Origin of the sequence: Mesorhizobium sp. L-2-11 (assembly GCF_016756595.1) — a bacterium.
Classification (GTDB): Bacteria; Pseudomonadota; Alphaproteobacteria; order Rhizobiales; family Rhizobiaceae; genus Mesorhizobium.
On the sequence record NZ_AP023257.1, the window covers coordinates 132180 to 149781 of the forward strand.

The following is a 17602-nucleotide window of genomic DNA, read 5'->3' on the forward strand; positions in this document are numbered from 1 at the left end:
ACTTGACGGCCGAAAATCTCGTAACTAAATAAGTTACATGAAGCGAAACAGCAGACTGTCGTCGACCCTGCACATTCTGGTCCACATGGCCGAGGCGCAGGAGCACGCGCTGACCTCTGAGCAGCTCGCCACATTCATCCACACCAACCCTGTCGTCGTCCGTCGGACCATTGCCGGCTTGCGCGACGCCGGCATCGTCACCTCGTCGCGCGGACATGGCGGCGGCTGGCAGCTTGGCCGTGCGCCCGAGAAAATTTCGCTGGCCGAGATCAGCGCCGCGCTCGGAGAAACGCTGCTGCCGTTCAGCACCGAGCCGGAAAGCCCTGGCTGCCTTGTTGAACAAGCGGTGATAGCCGCGCTCGACGACTTTCGCGTCGAGGCCGAGAGGCTGCTGGCGGAAAAACTCAGCCGCATCACGCTTGCCGATCTCGCCGCCGATTTCCACCGCCGTTACACGTTGATTGGAGTGACCAGCCATGCAGTATGATCTGATTGTCGTCGGCGGCAGCTTTGCCGGCCTGTCTGCCGCCCTCCAGGCGGCACGGGCCGGGCGCAACGTCCTGGTGATCGACGCAGGCCAGCCGCGCAATCGTTTTGCCGAGCATTCACACGGGTTCCTGGGACAGGACGGGCGCGCGCCTGGCGCAATCCTGGATGACGCAAGACGGCAGCTGCTGGCCTATCCGACAGCCAGGGTCCTCGCCGGATTGGCTGACAAGGCCGCTGCCGCCGGTTCCGGCTTCGAGATCACGACGGATCGCGGCGAGACATTCGGCGCAGCGCGGCTGGTTCTTGCCACCGGCGTGCGCGATATCCTGCCGGATGTCCCCGGGCTTGCCGAGCATTGGGGAAAGAGCGTGCTGCATTGTCCTTATTGCCATGGCTACGAGGTCGCCGGCGGGCCGCTTGGCGTGCTGGCAACCGGCCCGATGGCGGTCCATCAAGCGCAATTGATCGCCGACTGGGGTGACGTCACTCTGTTCGCCAACGGTACGTTAGAGCCTGACGCGGAACAGATGCTTGCGCTGGAAAAGCGGGACGTGCGGTTCGAGCCGGCCGGCGTGGCCGAACTGGAAAAAAATGGTTCCGGCGGGCTGATCGTCAGGCTCGAAGACGGCCGAAGGACTGGCGTAAAGGCGCTGTTCACCGCACCGCGCAACACCATGGCCAGTGTGCTGGCCGAACAGCTTGGCTGCACCTTGACGGAGGGCCTCCTCGGCCCGGTGATCACCGTCGATGACCGACAGCAGACGAGCGTGCAGGGTGTCTATGCCGCGGGAGATGCGGCACGATCGATGCACAACATCGCCTTCGCCGTATCAGGTGGCGCCTTTGCGGGGATATGCGCCCACCAATCACTGGTTTTCGATTAGGTGCCGCTTTCGTCAGCGGCAATGCTGAGCCGTGCGCCAGCTTGCTCAAGGGCTGCAGCGATGGCGCGCGGCGGCGGCCGATCGGTGACGAGTTCGGAAAAGCCGTCGAGGCCGCAGACCTGGACCAGCCCCTGGCGGCCGAACTTGGTGTGGTCGGTGATGACGAGCGAGCGCTGGCCGCGCGACAGCACCATGCGGGCGAACTCCGCCTCGTCCAGATCATAGTCCATCACGCCGGTGACGGCATCGACCGCGCCGGTGGAGATCACAGCGTGGCTGACGGAAAAGCGGCTGACGAATGCAATGGCCGAGACGCCGAAGGCGGCGCCCGAATCGCTGCGCAGTTCGCCGCCGGCCATATAGACCTTGTTGCCGTTGACGGTGGCCAGCGTGCGGGCGATGTCCGAGGAGTTGGTGACTACCGTCAACCGCCGGTGGCCGAGCAGTTCGCGGGCCAGGAACGAGGTCGTGGTGCCGGTGTCGAGCATGATCGCTTCGCCGTCGCGGATGGTCGCGGCAACCATGCGGGCGATGGCGCGCTTGGCATCGGCATTCTCGCGCATGCGCCGCTCGAACGGCGCCTCGCCGGCCATCGACGGCAGGCCGACGGCGCCATGCATCTTCAGGATCGAACCGTCACTGGTCAGCGGCTTGACGTCGCGGCGCACGGTCTCCAGCGAGACGCCCAGCCGGTCGGCCAGGCTGGCGATGGTGACGGTGCCTTCCTCATGGAGGAGACGCAGGATTTCGCCATGCCGCTTCGAGGGCATCGGTTTCACCCAATCGGTTTGTTGCGCTACTGACCGCTTCTAAGGCAAATCGGCCACAGTTTTCAAGAAATCCTTGTGATTTCGGGCAAAAAGCCACAAGTTTTCGTTGACAAGCCAGATCACATGGCGTGACACTGGCTTGTGACAGGCTTCGGAACTGCCACGGGAGAACGATGGCAGAGCCGCACCAAAATTCGCCTGCCCGAACGTCCGGGAAATCGTCTGACGTAAGGGAAAAGGACTTTTTTGAATCCGCGGGGGCGGATGCCGGAGTCAACGAACCCGGCACTGGGGCTCGTCGGTGCGGTGCGGGATACCGATCCCGGGATCCCGCACCGACGAGAACTTCGCATTGATCCCTCCTGCCGGCCGCCAGCTTTGTGTCGCCCGTGGCGCCTTGACCCCCGCGCAATGAGAGATGGACCCGTGACCGCCGAGGACCGCATCCGCGCCCTGCCCTGCTGGACCGGCAGCGTCGAGATCGCGCCGCTGCCGGGCGGCCTGAGCAACGCCAACTATCTGGTCAAGGACGCCGCCGGGCGGCATGTCGTGCGCTTTGGCCAGGACTTTCCATTCCATCACGTCTTCCGCGAGCGCGAGGTGATGACCGCGCGCGCGGCGCATGCCGCCGGCTTCGCGCCGGCAGTCCACCATTCCGAGCCCGGCATCCTGGTGACGGAATTTCTCGGCGCCAAGACCTATGTCGCCGAAGACGTCCGCGCCAATATCGACCGCGTCGCCGCCCTGATGCGCGGCTTCCATCGCGAGATGCCCAATCATGTCTCCGGCGCCGGCTTCATGTTCTGGGTGTTCCATGTCATCCGCGACTATGCGCGAACGCTGGAAGAAGCCGACAGCCGCATGCGAAGCGAGTTGCCGCGGCTGCTGACGCTTGCAGACGAGCTCGAACGGGCGCAGAAATTGCTGCCGATCGTCTTCGGTCATAATGACCTTCTGCCGGCTAACATTCTCGATGACGGGCACCGGCTGTGGCTTATCGATTTTGAATATGCCGGCTTCAACACGGCGATGTTCGATCTCGCCGGCGTCGCCTCGAACGCCAGCATGAACGACGAGGAGTCCTTCACCTTCCTGACCTCCTATTTCATGAAGGAGCCGGACGAGGCGATCCGCCGCTCGCATGCGGCCATGCAATGTGCATCGCTGCTGCGCGAGGCGATGTGGAGCATGGTTTCCGAACTTTATCTCGACGCGCCCGGCATCGACTACGTCGCCTATACCTGCGAAAACCTGACGCGGCTCGATGCCGCGCTGGAAAACTACAGAACAAAATACGGACAGAAATCATGACATTGCCCGCCCACGCCGAGATCGTCGTCATCGGCGGCGGCATAATCGGCTGTTCGACGGCTTATCATCTGGCGCGTGACCACAAGGCCGATGTCGTGCTCCTGGAACAGGGCAAACTGACTTCGGGCTCGACATGGCATGCCGCGGGGCTGGTCGGTCAATTGCGGTCTTCGGCCTCGATCACCCGCCTGCTCAAATATTCGGTCGATCTCTATAAGGGGCTGGAAGCCGAAACCGGGCTCGCCACCGGCTGGAAGATGACCGGATGCCTCAGGCTCGCCACCAATGCCGACCGCTGGATCGAGTATAAGAGGCTGGCGACGACGGCGAAGAGCTTCGGCATGGATATGCAGTTGCTGTCACCGGCCGAGGTCAAGGCAATGTGGCCGCTGCTGGAAACCGGCGATCTCGTCGGCGCCAGTTGGCTGCCGACCGACGGCCAGGCAAGCCCTTCCGACATCACGCAGTCGCTGGCCAAAGGCGCGCGCATGCATGGCGCCAGACTATTCGAGGATGTCCGCGTCACCGGCTTCGACATGAACGAGGGCCGCATCACTGCGGTAAAGACCAACAGGGGCGATATCGCCTGCGACAAGGTGGTGAACTGTGCCGGGCAATGGGCGCGCCAGGTGGGGGCGCAGGCCGGCATCAACGTGCCGCTGCAGCCGGTGAAGCACCAGTACATCGTCACCGAGAGAATCGACGGGTTGGCGACCGATGCGCCGACGATCCGCGACCCCGACCGCCGCATCTATTTCAAGGAGGAGGTCGGCGGGCTGGTGATGGGCGGCTATGAGCCGAACCCGCAAGCCTGGTCGACCGACCTTCCCGGCGGCGATGTTCCTGATGACTGGCAGTTCCGGCTGTTCGACGACGATTACGATCATTTCGAGCAGCATATGAACCAGGCGATCACGCGGGTTCCGGCGCTCGAAACCGTCGGCATCAAGCAGATGATCAACGGGCCGGAGAGCTTCACGCCGGACGGCAATTTCATTCTCGGCGTGGCGCCCGAATGCGCCAACATGTTCGTCGGCGCCGGCTTCAACGCCTTCGGCATCGCGGCAGGCGGCGGCGCCGGCTGGGCTCTGGCGCAATGGGCGGTCGACGGCGAGGCGCCGCTCGACCTGTGGGTGGTCGATATCAGGCGCTTTTCCGACCTCCACCGCGACCGGCAATGGGTCCGCGACCGCACGCTGGAAGCCTATGGCAAGCACTACACGATCGGCTTCCCGCATGAGGAGTATGTCACGGTTCGGCCACGGATCGTGTCGCCGCTCTATGAACGGCTGCAAAAGCACCGCGCCGTGTTCGGCTGCAAACTCGGTTGGGAGCGGCCGAACTGGTTTGCGCCCGGAGGTGTCGAGCCGAAGGACATCTATTCGATGGGCCGGCAGAACTGGTTCGCGCCGGTCGGCGACGAGCACCGGCATGTGCGCGAACACGTCGGCATCTTCGACCAGTCGTCCTTCGCCAAATATGAAATGACCGGCGCGGACGCGCTGAAGGCGCTCGACTGGATCTGCGCCAACGACGTCGCCAAGCCGGTCGGCCGGCTGACCTACACGCAGCTTCTCAACACGCGCGGCGGCATCGAGGCCGACCTGACCGTGGCGCGGCTCGGCGAAGACCGATTCTACGTCGTCACCGGCACCGGCTTTAGGACGCATGACTTCTCGTGGATCGGCGACCATGTCGGCAACGAGCTCGACGTGACGCTCACCGATGTCACCGAGGATTTCGGCACGCTGTCGCTGATGGGGCCGCGCGCCCGCGACGTGCTGGCTGCGGTGACCGATGCGGACGTGTCGAACACCGCTTTCCCGTTCGGACATGTGCGGGAAATCTCCATCGCCGGCCACACAGTTCGAGCGCTGCGCGTCACCTATGTCGGCGAGCTCGGCTGGGAGCTGCATGTGCCGATCGCGGCGACGGGCGAAATCTTCGACGCGCTGATGGCGGCGGGCGAGAAATACAGCATCCGCCCGGTCGGCTACCGGGCGCTGGAATCGTTGCGGCTGGAAAAAGGCTACCGCGCCTGGGGCTCCGACATAACGCCCAACGACACGCCGCAGGAGGCCGGCCTCGGCTGGTCGGTGAAGCTTCGCAAGAATACCGATTTTCTCGGGCGGCGGGCGCTGGAAGAGATCGGCGGCGCAGCGTTGAAAAAACGCTTTGCCGGCTTCACCGTCGATGATTGCGAGATCGTGCTGCTCGGGCGCGAGACGATCCTGCGCAACAGCGAGCCGGTCGGCTACCTGACCAGCGGCGGCTATGGCTACACCGTCGGCAAGAACATCGGCTACGGCTATGTGCGCAACGCCGACGGCGTCAGCGACGATTTCCTCACCTGCGGCGACTACGAGCTGGTGGTCGCTATGCAGCGGACGCCGGCAAAAATCCATCTCGAGCCGCTTTACGACCCGGCCGGGGAAAGGGTCAGAGCCTAGCGCGGGCAATCGCGTCAGGCTTGCGCCGCCCCGGCGCAGACATCGACAGAATCTAAAGCGATCACCCTGGATCAATTCACGCGCAGAACCACCCCGCGGCTGGGCACGATGTCGGCCTCGCCCGGCATGGAGACATAGGGCGACGTCTCCTCGGCGCGCGTGACGACGCCCTTCGCCTCGAGATCGGCGATCCGCGCGGCAAACCCGGCGTCCCACAGCGTGTTCTTGACCGTCAGCACGATTATCCCGCCCGGCCGGCAGATGCGGATCAGTTCGTCCAGCCCCTCGGCGCCGACATGGCCCGAGGTGAAGACGCCGGCCGATATGATGCCGGCATAGGCATCATCCGCGAAAGGCAGCGGCCCGCCGAGCGCCAGGCAGTGAAGCGCCGAATAGACGCCCTTTCGCGCTGCCTGGGCCAGCATGCCTTCCGAAATGTCGAGCGCCTCGACCTGCGGATAGCCCGCGATCTTCAGCCACTCGCCGATGAGCCCGGTGCCGGCGCCGGCATCGAGGAGCGGTGCCGCGCCGCGCGGCAAATGGCGGGCAAGCAAAGCGAGGCAGATGGTCGGGTGGCGATAACCGGCCGCCGACATGTCGGCGTCGTAGGTGTCCGACCAGCTGTCGTAGAGCGCCGCCACCTCCTCTGGCCGCTTCGCCGCATAGGCTGCGGCGAGCGCGCCCTTATTTTTCCTGTCCGCCATCGCAGTCCTGTCCGCAAAAGCCAAAGCGCCGCAACGCCCCTAGCGCGTCCTACGGGAACGCACGGCGCAGAAGTGAATCGCATGCCGGCAATGATAGCCAAACGGCGAAATTTGTGGAACCGTCGTCACCACAAATAGACGCGAAAAGAGGGCAGAAGCGATGGGGAACGAGGAAGCACGCGCGGCGCTTGCAACCATTCCGGCGCTGGCCGGCTACGAAGGACCGCTGGAGCGGCTCGGCGGCCTCACCAACCTCGTCTTCAGGGCTGGAGATGCCTGCCTGCGGATTCCCGGCAAGGGCACGCAGGAGTATATCAACCGCGCCAACGAGGCGGTGGCGGCGCGGGCGGCAGCGATGGCCGGCGTCAGCCCTGAGCTTCTGCATGTCGACGGCGAGACAGGCGTGATGGTGACGCGCTTCATCGCTGGCGCCGAGACGATGTCGCCGGAAAAATTCAGGACCCGGGCGGGCAGTCCGGCGCGTGCCGGCAAGGCCTTCCGCAGATTGCATACATCCGGCGCGGTGTTTCCCTTCCGCTTCGAGCTGTTTGCGATGATCGACGACTACCTGAAGGTGTTGTCGACCAAGGACGTCGCCCTGCCTGCCGGTTACCACGATGTCGTTATCGAGGCGGAAACCGTGCGCTCGGCGCTTGCCGCGCATCCCCTGCCTCTTGTCGCCTGCCACTGTGACCCGCTGTGCGAAAATTTCCTCGATGCGGGCGACAGGATGTGGATCGTCGACTGGGAGTATTCCGGCATGAACGACCCGCTTTGGGATCTCGGCGACCTCAGCGTCGAGGGACAATTTGATACGGCGCAGGAGGAAGAGATGATGGGCGCCTATTTCGGTGGCGAGCCAACCTCGGCGGAGCGCGGCCGCATCGTCACTTACAAGGCGATGTGCGATCTGTTGTGGACGCTGTGGGGGCTGATCCAGCTTGCCAACAGCAATCCGGCCGACGATTTCCGCGCCTATGCCGACGGTCGTTTTTCACGCTGCAGGGCGCTGATGGAGACGGCCGACTTCTCAAGGCATCTGGCGGCAGTGCGCGCGGGTTAAGTACCAAAAATCTGAACGTTAAAGTACCAGAAACCTTGACCCTAGTTGACACCTTTCGGCACGTTTTCCGGCGGCACCGTGTCGACCACCTTCTGGCGATGGAAGATGAACAGGCCGGCCAGCACGATGATGCCCGAGCCGATCAGGATGCGCGGGCCGGGCATGTCGCCGAAGAAGGCCAGCCCGAAGATGACGGCCCACAGCAGCAGGCTGTAATGCAGCGGCGCCAGCGTCGACGCCGGCGCCAGCTTCAGCGCCCTGGTGATCATCAGGTGCGCGCCGCAGGAGACGATGCCAAGAAGCAGCATGGCGCCGAAATCGAGCGAGGACGGCGTCTGCCAGTTGCCGATGGTGAGAAACCCGCCGACCAGCAGCGTGCCGATGGTTTGCCAGGTTACGAGCGAGGTGTCGCTCGTGCCGCGCAACCTCCGGTTGAGAATGATGGCGAATGCGAATGAAATGCTCCCGGCCAGCGCGAAGGTCGACGACAGCGAAAACGCGGCCGAGGACGGTTTGAGCATGATCAGCACGCCGCAGAACCCGACCAGGATCGCCATCCAGCGGCGCCAGCCGACCTTTTCACCAAGCAACAGGTGGGACAGCGCCGCCACATAGATAGGTCCGGCCATGTAGAAGCTCATGACGTCGGCGAGCGGCAGATAGACGACGGCGGCGTAGAACAGCGCCGTGTCAAGCGTCGTCATGACGACGCGCAAGACCTGCAGTTCCAGGCGCTCCATGCGGAACAGCTTGGCCGCGCCTTGACGGGCGATCATCGGACCAAGCACGAAAAAGGCGCCGATGGAACGGATCAGCACGACCTGGCCGACGGAAAAGCTGGCGACCAGCCATTTGCCCATCGCATCGTTCAACGCAAACAGGAAATCGCCGGCCAGCATCAGCAGAATGCCAGCGAGCAGCACGTTCCTTATCGTCGCATTCTGGGCTGGTGGTTGTGCCATGCCGATGTCGCTTCCTCCCGCATGAAAGCCCGGTGAGCAGCGTCGTAGACGCAAGCAGCCGCTTTGACGAGCGCAAATCGGGAAGCCGGCCAGACCAGGGATCGGAAATCGGCTGGGCCTGTACGGTTCGGGGCGGCCTACTCTGGCCGTGGCCGAATAATGACCGGACGATAGATCACCGGCCGATCCCAGGGATCGAAGACCGACGCACTTCTGAGCTCGGCGCGGCGCGCCAGATCGATGCGCTGCAGACATTCGGCGAAGGCATCATTCTTCCTGACGAAGCCGTAGGAACGGCATTTCGCCTCGTCCGCGGCACGACGCTCTTCGGCCGTCATGCAGCCGGCACAGGTCGCCGCCAACACGACCACCATTGCCGCCTTGTACCACATGCTGTCCTCCTCGGCATAAAACTGGAGGTTGATCGTAGACTTGCGGTCAGGACCTATCAATCGGATCGATGGAGTTTTGGGACGGGCGATGCCTGCGGTTCACCGTTGCCGGCCGTCCGGCGATCGAGAGCCGTGTTTCCTGCCTGGCCCGCTCGGCCACCACTTTGCCCCTGGCGATGACGCAGAGTCGCTCGGGACGCAGGCGCAAGGCCTCGACCGGATTACCGGCATCGAGGACGACGAGGCTGGCCCGCTTGCCGACCTCCAGGCCGAGGTGGTCGAGGCCCATGATGGCGGCGTTGACGTTGGTGACCATGTCGAAGCAGCGCGCCATGTCGGCCGGGCTCGACATCTGGGCGACGTGCAGGCCCATGAAGGCGACGTCGAGCATGTCGGCGGTGCCCAGCGAATACCAGGGGTCGAGCACGCAATCCTGGCCCCAGCCGACGCGGATGCCGTGGGCAAGCATTTCCTTGACCCGCGTCAGGCCGCGGCGTTTGGGGAAAGTGTCGTGGCGGCCCTGCAGCATGATGTTGATCAGCGGATTGGGGATTGCCGAGACGCCTGCCTCTGATATCAGCGGCAACAGTTTTGAAACATAATAATTGTCCATCGAGTGCATCGAAGTGAGATGCGAGGCGGCGACCCTGCCCTGCAGGCCGAGGCGTTGCGTCTCATAGGCCAGTTGTTCGATATGGCGCGACAGCGGATCATCGGTCTCGTCGCAATGCAGGTCGACCATCAGGCCGCGTTCTGCCGCGATCTCGCACAGTTCCGTCACCGAACGCGTGCCGTCGGCCATGATGCGCTCGAAATGCGGAATGCCGCCGACGATGTCGACACCCATGTCGAGCGCGCGGATGGTGTTATCGCGCGCCGTCGGCGAGCGATAAAACCCATCCTGCGGGAAGGCGACCAGTTGCAGGTCGATATAGGGCGCGACGGTCTTCTTCACATCGAGCAGGGCTTCGACCGCCAGCAGCCTGGCATCGCAGACATCGACATGGCTGCGGATGGCGAGCAGGCCCATGGACACCGCCCAGTCGCAATAGGCGAGCGCGCGGTCGCGCACCGCTTCGTGCGTCAACAGCGGCTTCAGTTCGCCCCACAGCGAGATGCCTTCGAGCAGCGTGCCCGACACGTTGATACGCGGGATGCCCAGGGAGAGCGTGGCGTCCATGTGAAAATGCGGATCGACGAAAGGCGGCGAGATCAGATTGCCATGGGCGTCGATCGCCGTACCCGCGGTTACGCTCAGCTCGGACTCGATGGCCGCGATCGTCTCGCCGATGATGCCGATATCGGCGATCGTGCCGTCGGGCAGCATGCCGCCGCGGACGATAAGGTCGAAATCCATCTGTCGTCATCCCTCTGAGAAGCAGACCTATTCCGGCACATGCCTTACCGCGCCCTTGGCGGCGCTGGTCGCCATCGAGGCATAGGCGCGCAAGGCCGTCGTCACCTTGCGCTTGCGCTTTTCCTCGGGCTTCCAGGCGGCGGCTCCCTTGGCCTCCATCGCGGCGCGGCGGGTGGCCAGTTCGGCATCGTCGACGGCAAGCCGGATGGTGCGGTTCGGGATATCGATCTCGATCGTATCGCCCTCATGCACCAGTCCGATCAGCCCGCCTTCCGCCGCCTCGGGAGAGGCATGGCCGATCGACAGGCCGGAGGTGCCGCCGGAGAAGCGGCCATCGGTGACCAGCGCGCAGGCCTTGCCGAGGCCCTTCGACTTCAAATAGCTGGTCGGGTAGAGCATCTCCTGCATGCCGGGGCCGCCGCGCGGCCCTTCGTAGCGGATGACGACGACATCGCCGGCCTTGATCTCGTTGGACAGGATCGCCTTGACGCTGGCGTCCTGGCTTTCGAACACCCTGGCCGGGCCGGTGAATTTCAGGATCGATTCATCGACGCCCGCGGTCTTGACGATGCAGCCGTCGAGCGCCAGGTTGCCTTTCAGCACGGCAAGGCCACCGTCCTTGGAAAAAGGATATTGGGCCGAGCGGACGACACCCTTCTCCCGGTCGAGATCGAGCTCGTCCCAGCGGCGATCCTGGCTGAAGGCGACCTGCGTCGGCACGCCGCCCGGGGCCGCCAGAAAGAAGTCGCGGACATTCTGGCTCGACGTACGCGAAATATCCCAATGGTCGAGCGCCTCACCGAGAGTTGCGGTGTGCACGGTCGGCAGGTCGCGGTTGATCAGTCCGGCGTTATCGAGCTGACCGAGGATCGCCATGATGCCGCCGGCGCGGTGGACGTCTTCCATGTGCACATCCGCCTTGGCGGGGGCAACCTTGCATAGCACCGGCACCCTGCGTGACAGCGCGTCAATGTCGTCCTGATCGAAATCGATCTCACCCTCATGCGCGGCAGCCAGGATGTGCAACACGGTGTTGGTCGAGCCGCCCATGGCGATGTCGAGCGTCATGGCGTTTTCGAAGGCGCCTTTGGAGGCGATGCTGCGCGGCAGCGCGGTGTCGTCGTCCTGCTCGTAGTAGCGCTGGGCGAGATCGACGATCAGGTGGCCGGCCTCGACGAACAGCCGCCTGCGGTCGGCGTGCGTCGCCAGCGTCGAACCGTTGCCGGGCAGCGAAAGGCCGAGCGCCTCGGTCAGGCAATTCATCGAATTGGCGGTGAACATGCCCGAGCAGGAGCCGCAGGTCGGGCAGGCCGAGCGCTCGATGGTCTTGACGTCCTCGTCGGAGACCTTGTCGTCGGCGGCAGCGACCATGGCGTCGACCAGGTCAAGCGCCTGCGTCTTGCCGGCAAACACCACCTTGCCGGCCTCCATCGGCCCGCCGGAGACGAAAACGGTCGGGATGTTGAGACGCAGCGACGCCATCAGCATGCCCGGCGTGATCTTGTCGCAATTGGAGATGCAGACCATGGCGTCGGCGCAGTGGGCGTTGACCATGTATTCGACCGAGTCGGCGATCAGCTCGCGCGACGGCAGCGAATAGAGCATGCCGTCATGGCCCATGGCGATGCCGTCGTCGACGGCGATGGTGTTGAATTCTTTCGCAACGCCGCCGGCTTTTTCGATCTCGCGGGCGACCAGCTGGCCGAGATCCTTGAGATGAACGTGGCCTGGCACGAACTGGGTGAAGGAATTGACGACGGCGATGATCGGCTTGCCGAAGTCGGAATCCTTCATGCCGGTGGCGCGCCACAGGCCGCGGGCGCCGGCCATGTTGCGGCCATGGGTGGTGGTGCGGGAACGATAGGCGGGCATAGGCTGTCCCTTGCTGTCTGCGTCGCGCCCGGACAGGCGCGGAAAACCGGAATTGAGCGGCGTTATATACGCCGCGTTCGGGTCTGGCCACGGTTTTGCGATGCGCCAGATTGTGGAGCCAGCGGCGATGGTCTCGAGCCAAAGCCGGCCGCCGGACCAAGCCGTAAAAAAGTCGGAGGTGCTGTCGGATCGTGTTTTGTCCGAGCGTCCTTGGGCAGACGGCGCGACCGGCATCAGTCGCCAGCCGGCCGTGCTACGCGTGAAAACAAAGCCAAAACAGCCCGAGGAGCAAGAAAATGCAAAAGATCACCCCCTGCCTGTGGTTCGACGACCAGGCCGAGGAGGCCATGAACCATTACATCTCCATCTTCAAGAACTCGAAGGTGCTGAGCGTGATGCGCTGGCCCAAGGGCAGCGGCGATAATGAGGGCAAGGTGCTGGTGACCTATTTCGAGCTCGACGGCGTGCAGTTCCAGGCGCTCAACGGCGGGCCGCAATTCAAGTTCACCGAGGCAGTCTCGCTGTCCATCGACTGCAAGACGCAGGAGGAGGTCGACTATTTCTGGGACAGGCTCATCGAGGGCGGCGGCGAGCCCAGCCAGTGCAGCTGGCTGAAGGACAAATTCGGCGTCTCCTGGCAGGTCGTGCCTGAGCAATTGCCGAGACTGCTGCAGGACCCCGACACGGAAAAGGCCGGCCGCGTCATGCAGGCGATGATGCAAATGACCAAGATCGATATCGCCAAGATCGAGGAGGCAGCCAGGGGGTGAGGGAGACGCTCCGACTAGCGATCTTTGCTCGATTTGGAAATATCACCGCCAAAGTCGGCGCCGCCCCTCACCTGCCTGCCGGCATCCTCTCCCCGTATAGTGACGGGGAGAGGGGCGCTCTCATTCAAGATTTCGCCAATCACTCACGTTGCAGGAAAGGCGTTGGTGTTGCGGCCAGCCCCCTTCTCCCCGTCACTATACGGGGAGAAGGTGCCGGCAGGCGGATGAGGGGCAGCGCAAACACGCGAGAGTGATCTTGGCGGCCATGCGGCAATGCTCAAGCCGCCTTGTCGCGGACCTGGTAATCCTTGACCGCGGCGAAGCGGATCGCCTTCCAGCGCTCGGCCTCGTAGTTGAGCGAAAAGGCGTGCTGGGCCAGGAACACCGGATCATTGTCGAGATCGCGGGCGATGTCGCCGCGATGCGCCTCGATGAAGCGATGCAGCTCGGCCTTGTCGTCGGCCGATATCCAGCGGCAGACGGAAAAGCGCGACATCTCGAAATCGACCGGTAGCGTGTATTCGATATTCAGCCGCTCCTTCAGCACGTCGAGCTGCAGTGCACCGACGACGCCGACGATGGCCGGCGAACCGTCCTCCGGCGAAAACAATTGCACGACGCCTTCCTCGGCCATCTGGTGCAGCGCCTCCTTCAGCTTCTTGGCCTTCATCGCGTCGCCGAGACGGACGCGGCGCAGGATTTCCGGCGCGAAATTCGGCACGCCGCGGAACAGGATCTCCTCGCCCTCGGTCAGCGTGTCGCCGATGCGCAGCGTGCCGTGGTTGGGGATGCCGACGACGTCGCCGGCAAAGGCTTCGTCGGCGGTGACGCGGGTGCGGGCGAAGAAGAATTGCGGCGCCGACAGGCTCATCGGTTTTCCGGTGCGCACCAGCTTGGCCTTCATGCCGCGCTCGAGCTTGCCCGAGCAGACGCGGACGAAGGCGATGCGGTCGCGGTGGTTGGGATCCATGTTGGCCTGGATCTTGAAGACGAAGGAGGTCATCTTGTCCTCGGTCGCCTCGACTTTTCGGGTGTCGGCGTCCTGCGCGCGCGGCGGCGGCCCGTAGGCGCCAAGCGCCTCGATCAGATCGCGCACGCCGTAGTTGCGCAACGCCGACCCGAAATAGACCGGCGTCAGATGGCCCTCGCGAAACGCGTCGATGTCGAGCGGACGGCAGGCTTCACGCGCCAGTTCCAGTTCTTCGATGAAGGCCTCGCGCTCGTTCTCCGGCAACAGGCCGGCGACGCGGTTGGAATCGGGACCGTTGACCGGCGTGCGCTCCTTCTCCGCGTCGCCCTTGCGCACCGCGTTCAGTGCCAGATGATAGGTGCCGGAAAAGGTCTTGCCGCGGCCGATCGGCCAGGTGATCGGCGCGGTGTCGAGCGCCAGCTTCTGCTCGATCTCGTCGAGGATCTCGAACGGGTCGCGGCTTTCGCGGTCCATCTTGTTGACGAAGGTGATGATCGGGATGTCACGCAGCCGGCAGACCTCGAACAGTTTCAGCGTGCGCGGCTCGATACCCTTGGCGGCGTCGATGACCATGACAGCCGCATCGACTGCCGACAGCGTGCGATAGGTATCGTCGGCGAAATCCTCGTGACCCGGCGTATCGAGCAGGTTGAAAACGTTGTCCTCATACTCGAAGGTCATCACCGAGGTGACGACCGAAATGCCTCGCTCGCGCTCGATCTTCATCCAGTCCGACCGGGTCTGGATGCGATCCTTCTTAGCCTTGACCTCGCCGGCAAGCTGGATGGCGCCGCCGAACAAAAGCAGCTTTTCGGTCAGCGTCGTCTTGCCGGCGTCCGGATGCGCGATGATCGCGAAAGTGCGGCGGCGCGCCACCGCGTTCGTGATGTCTTCAGCCAATTTATGGAATCCCATGTGGTGCGCGGGCTTCTAGCAGCGCTTTTGCAGCCTGTCGAACAATTTTGGGCGGTTGCCCGGCCTTGAGATAGGTCCGTCGCAATGGCATCAACAGAGGCGGTTCGATAAAGGTCCATCGATGAGCGCAGGCAAGCACGTCATCGTCGTCGGCGCCGGCATCATCGGTGCGTCCATCGCCTGGCATCTGGCGAAGGCTGGCGCGAAGGTGACGATCGTTGCCGACAGCGGCGCCGGTGGCGTTGCCACGCCGAATTCCTTTGCCTGGATCAATGCCAGCTGGGGCAATCCAGAGCCGTATTTCCGGCTGCGCACCCGTTCGATGGCCGAATGGACGCGGCTGGCGCATGACGTGCCCGGCATTCCGTTGGAATGGTGCGGCGGCCTGTGCTGGGACCTGCCGCCGGCCGAGTTGGAAGCCTATGCTGTCGAGCATTCTGCCTGGGGTTACGGCATCGAGCGCGTCGACCGCGTGGGAGCCGCAGGTATAGAGCCCAATTTGACCGTGCTTCCCGATTTCGCGTTGCATGTCGCGGAGGAAGGCATCGCCGAGCCGGTCGCCACTACGCAAGCACTGCTGGCCGACGCCGAGCGGCTTGGCGCGCGGGTGATGACCGACACGACAGTCATCGCGCTGATACAGACCAATGGCAGGATTACCGGCGTCGATACGTCAAGCGGACGGATTGTCGCCGACGAGGTGGTGATCGCGGCCGGCGCCGGCTCTCCGGCAGTTGCGGCGACGGCCGGGTTAAAACTGCCGATCGAGACGCCGCCCGGCCTGATCGTCCATTCATGCCCCTACGAAAAGCTGCTCAACGGCGTGGTGATCGGCGAGCGGCTGCATATGCGCCAGACTGCCGAGGGCCGTATCATCGCCGGCTCGGATTTCGGCGGCGCCGATCCGGGCATGGATGCCGAAGCCACCGCTCGCGAGTTGTTTGCGGCGATGAAGAGCATGTTGCGCGGTGCCGACCGGCTGGAGCCGGATTTCCACACCGTCGGCTATCGGCCGACGCCCGTCGACGGCTTTCCGATCATCGGACGGGCCCAAGGCGTGAGCGGCCTCTATGTCGCGGTCATGCATTCGGGCATCACGCTGGCGCCTGCGGTCGGCCTGTTCGCCGCCCGGGAAATCCTCGACGCCGCGCGCGATCCGCTGCTTGATCCTTATGGGCTGACGCGGTTTGCTCAATAGCCGGGCGGACGGCGAAAACCGCCGCTCAGCGGCGCTATCGCCCTACCGATGCCAAGCAGCCGCGATTCGGACCAGCGACGGCCGCCAGCTGCAGGCCGATGGGCAGCCCGTCGCGGTCCTGTCCGCAGGGCAGCGAAAGTGCGGGGTGGCCGCTATAGTTGAACACCGCGCCATAGGCCGGCAGCAGCCAGTAGCTCTGCTCTCTGTCATCGACCTTGATTGGTGTTCCCGGCTCGCAATGCGGAAAGGCCGTTGTCATGGCGACGGGGCAGAGCAAGACATCGCAACCTTCGAAAAACCGGTCCCAGGCAAGGATAGACCGGTCGCGGCGGGCGAGCGCCTCGAACCAGCGCGAGACCGGTGTCGGTTCTTCTGGCGGCTCCGGCTGCGCAGCCTCCAGCATCATGCCGATCAGCGCGCCGCCTCGCGTCAGATCGTCATGCAGGTCGAGCGTCGGCAGTCTTGCTTCCTCGACGGCTACCCCCGCAGACTTGAGTTGCTCGACCAGACTTTCGACCGCGGCCCTGATCTCGCCGGCCACTGGAAAACCCGGAAAGGCCGGCGCGAAAGCGATCCGCAGGGACTTGAGATTGACCTCAGGCATGTCCTCGACCAGCACCGGGGCAAGGTCGGTGTCGCTGCCATCCGGTCCTGCAATGATCCTCAGGATCAGCGCCAGATCTTCGACGTTGCGGGCCAGCGGACCGACACAGGACATCAGCCGTACGCCGCGCGGTACGCCACCGGGGTCGGGAAAGGCGCCAGCCAGCGAGACGCGATGCTCGGTCGGCTTGAGGCCGTAGACGCCGCAAAAGGCTGCAGGCATGCGGATCGAATCCTGCATGTCGGTGCCGATCTCGAATGGTGTCATGCCCGCGCAAAGTGCTGCCGCCGCACCCCCGCTGGAACCGCCGGCGGTGCGCGAGAGATCCCATGGATTACTGGTGCGGCCGAACAGCGGGTTGTTCGACTGCCAGTCGCCGAGCATCGTTGCGACATTTGTCTTGCCGACCAGCACGCCGCCGGCAGCCTTCAACCTGAGGACGACCGGGCTGTCTTTTCTCGCCACATAGTCGGCAAAAGGCGGGAAGCCTACCGTCGTCTTCATCCCCAGTGTTTCGTGGGTGTCCTTCAGCGTGAACGGCACGCCGTGCAGCGGCCCGAGAGCGTCGCCGCGCGCCTGCGCTTCGTCGGCCTTCTTCGCGCGAGCGCGAGCCCCTTCCCTGTCGAGCGTGACGACCGCGTTGACCGCCTCATTATGCCTGTCGATCTCAGCCAAATGCGCGTCCAGCGCTTCCACGGCGGAAATCTTGCGGTCGCGGATCGCGGCAGCCAATTCTCTGGCGGAGGAAAAGACGAGGTCCATGACCAATGCTCCGGCTTGCTAGCGGCGCCAGCCTCACCAAATGGCGGACTACGGCGCGTCTTCAAGCCGAATTCAGCATTTCGAGGACTGGCGGTGCTTGATTGGAATTGCGCTGCGAGGGTCTGCTGA

Annotated in this window: 15 protein-coding genes; 7 read left to right on the forward strand and 8 right to left on the reverse strand. The window is 64.1% G+C overall.

From position 1 onward, the window contains the following. The first annotated feature begins 37 nt into the window (after positions 1-37). Complete coding sequence (locus tag JG739_RS00625; protein WP_202364799.1) at positions 38-487, forward strand: RrF2 family transcriptional regulator; 450 nt, start codon at positions 38-40, stop codon at positions 485-487. Then, positions 477-1373 (forward strand): NAD(P)/FAD-dependent oxidoreductase, encoded by an 897-nt coding sequence (locus tag JG739_RS00630; RefSeq protein ID WP_202364800.1) that lies wholly within the window; start codon positions 477-479, stop codon positions 1371-1373. The genes JG739_RS00625 and JG739_RS00630 overlap by 11 nt, the downstream gene beginning before the upstream one ends. On the opposite strand, the gene JG739_RS00635 is transcribed toward JG739_RS00630, so the two are convergent. Further along, a complete protein-coding gene (locus JG739_RS00635; RefSeq protein WP_202364801.1) occupies positions 1370-2143 on the reverse strand; it encodes a DeoR/GlpR family DNA-binding transcription regulator in 774 nt (257 codons plus the stop codon). The genes JG739_RS00630 and JG739_RS00635 overlap by 4 nt on opposite strands. A gap of 426 nt (positions 2144-2569) precedes the next feature. Between JG739_RS00635 and JG739_RS00640 the strand changes: the two genes are divergently transcribed. Both JG739_RS00640 and JG739_RS00645 read left to right on the forward strand, forming a co-directional pair. Continuing rightward, positions 2570-3454, forward strand: coding sequence for a phosphotransferase family protein (locus tag JG739_RS00640; protein WP_202364802.1), 885 nt, complete (start codon positions 2570-2572; stop codon positions 3452-3454). After that, positions 3451-5904: a GcvT family protein gene (locus JG739_RS00645; RefSeq protein WP_202364803.1), complete on the forward strand. Its 2454-nt coding sequence runs from the start codon at positions 3451-3453 to the stop codon at positions 5902-5904. Before JG739_RS00640 ends, JG739_RS00645 begins: the two co-directional genes overlap by 4 nt. A gap of 71 nt (positions 5905-5975) precedes the next feature. On the opposite strand, the gene JG739_RS00650 is transcribed toward JG739_RS00645, so the two are convergent. Then, positions 5976-6608 carry a class I SAM-dependent DNA methyltransferase gene (locus tag JG739_RS00650; protein ID WP_202364804.1) on the reverse strand — a complete coding sequence of 211 codons (633 nt, stop codon included), beginning with the start codon at positions 6606-6608 and terminating at the stop codon, positions 5976-5978. A 160-nt stretch (positions 6609-6768) separates the two neighbouring features. Here JG739_RS00650 and JG739_RS00655 point away from each other — a divergent pair, with 160 nt between their 5' ends. Beyond that, positions 6769-7671 carry a phosphotransferase family protein gene (locus JG739_RS00655; protein WP_202364805.1) on the forward strand — a complete coding sequence of 301 codons (903 nt, stop codon included), beginning with the start codon at positions 6769-6771 and terminating at the stop codon, positions 7669-7671. A gap of 41 nt (positions 7672-7712) precedes the next feature. Here the strand turns inward: JG739_RS00655 and JG739_RS00660 are convergent, their stop codons facing one another. The 4 genes from JG739_RS00660 to ilvD form a co-directional block, all read right to left on the reverse strand. Then, entirely contained in the window at positions 7713-8633 is a 921-nt protein-coding gene (locus JG739_RS00660) for a DMT family transporter (RefSeq protein WP_202364806.1), read from the reverse strand. A 137-nt stretch (positions 8634-8770) separates the two neighbouring features. Next, entirely contained in the window at positions 8771-9025 is a 255-nt protein-coding gene (locus tag JG739_RS00665; RefSeq protein ID WP_202364807.1) for a hypothetical protein, read from the reverse strand. A 46-nt stretch (positions 9026-9071) separates the two neighbouring features. Beyond that, positions 9072-10382, reverse strand: coding sequence for an amidohydrolase family protein (locus JG739_RS00670; protein ID WP_202364808.1), 1311 nt, complete (start codon positions 10380-10382; stop codon positions 9072-9074). A 27-nt stretch (positions 10383-10409) separates the two neighbouring features. Next, a complete protein-coding gene (gene ilvD, locus JG739_RS00675) occupies positions 10410-12254 on the reverse strand; it encodes a dihydroxy-acid dehydratase (protein WP_202364809.1) in 1845 nt (614 codons plus the stop codon). 296 nt (positions 12255-12550) lie between these two features. Here ilvD and JG739_RS00680 point away from each other — a divergent pair, with 296 nt between their 5' ends. Next, complete coding sequence (locus tag JG739_RS00680) at positions 12551-13024, forward strand: VOC family protein (RefSeq protein ID WP_077376998.1); 474 nt, start codon at positions 12551-12553, stop codon at positions 13022-13024. Between the two features lie 277 nt (positions 13025-13301). Here the strand turns inward: JG739_RS00680 and JG739_RS00685 are convergent, their stop codons facing one another. Next, on the reverse strand, positions 13302-14894 hold the full coding sequence (locus JG739_RS00685) for a peptide chain release factor 3 (protein WP_202364810.1): 1593 nt from the start codon (positions 14892-14894) through the stop codon (positions 13302-13304). 136 nt (positions 14895-15030) lie between these two features. Between JG739_RS00685 and JG739_RS00690 the strand changes: the two genes are divergently transcribed. After that, complete coding sequence (locus JG739_RS00690) at positions 15031-16107, forward strand: NAD(P)/FAD-dependent oxidoreductase (RefSeq protein ID WP_202364811.1); 1077 nt, start codon at positions 15031-15033, stop codon at positions 16105-16107. Positions 16108-16141: 34 nt separating this feature from the next. Here JG739_RS00690 and JG739_RS00695 read toward each other — a convergent pair whose 3' ends face one another. Next, positions 16142-17473 carry an amidase gene (locus tag JG739_RS00695; RefSeq protein ID WP_244749661.1) on the reverse strand — a complete coding sequence of 444 codons (1332 nt, stop codon included), beginning with the start codon at positions 17471-17473 and terminating at the stop codon, positions 16142-16144. Positions 17474-17602: the final 129 nt, after the last annotated feature.

Bases quoted from the DNA above. Each gene is read 5' to 3' on its own strand.
- JG739_RS00630 (WP_202364800.1), top strand. From the start codon at position 477: ATGCAGTATGATCTGATTGTCGTCGGCGGCAGCTTTGCCGGCCTGTCT.
- ilvD (WP_202364809.1), bottom strand. From the start codon at position 12,254: ATGCCCGCCTATCGTTCCCGCACCACCACCCATGGCCGCAACATGGCC.
- JG739_RS00665 (WP_202364807.1), bottom strand. From the start codon at position 9,025: ATGTGGTACAAGGCGGCAATGGTGGTCGTGTTGGCGGCGACCTGTGCC.
- JG739_RS00650 (WP_202364804.1), bottom strand. From the start codon at position 6,608: ATGGCGGACAGGAAAAATAAGGGCGCGCTCGCCGCAGCCTATGCGGCG.
- JG739_RS00680 (WP_077376998.1), top strand. From the start codon at position 12,551: ATGCAAAAGATCACCCCCTGCCTGTGGTTCGACGACCAGGCCGAGGAG.
- JG739_RS00670 (WP_202364808.1), bottom strand. From the start codon at position 10,382: ATGGATTTCGACCTTATCGTCCGCGGCGGCATGCTGCCCGACGGCACG.
- JG739_RS00655 (WP_202364805.1), top strand. From the start codon at position 6,769: ATGGGGAACGAGGAAGCACGCGCGGCGCTTGCAACCATTCCGGCGCTG.
- JG739_RS00660 (WP_202364806.1), bottom strand. From the start codon at position 8,633: ATGGCACAACCACCAGCCCAGAATGCGACGATAAGGAACGTGCTGCTC.
- JG739_RS00690 (WP_202364811.1), top strand. From the start codon at position 15,031: ATGAGCGCAGGCAAGCACGTCATCGTCGTCGGCGCCGGCATCATCGGT.
- JG739_RS00645 (WP_202364803.1), top strand. From the start codon at position 3,451: ATGACATTGCCCGCCCACGCCGAGATCGTCGTCATCGGCGGCGGCATA.
- JG739_RS00695 (WP_244749661.1), bottom strand. From the start codon at position 17,473: ATGGACCTCGTCTTTTCCTCCGCCAGAGAATTGGCTGCCGCGATCCGC.
- JG739_RS00625 (WP_202364799.1), top strand. From the start codon at position 38: ATGAAGCGAAACAGCAGACTGTCGTCGACCCTGCACATTCTGGTCCAC.
- JG739_RS00635 (WP_202364801.1), bottom strand. From the start codon at position 2,143: ATGCCCTCGAAGCGGCATGGCGAAATCCTGCGTCTCCTCCATGAGGAA.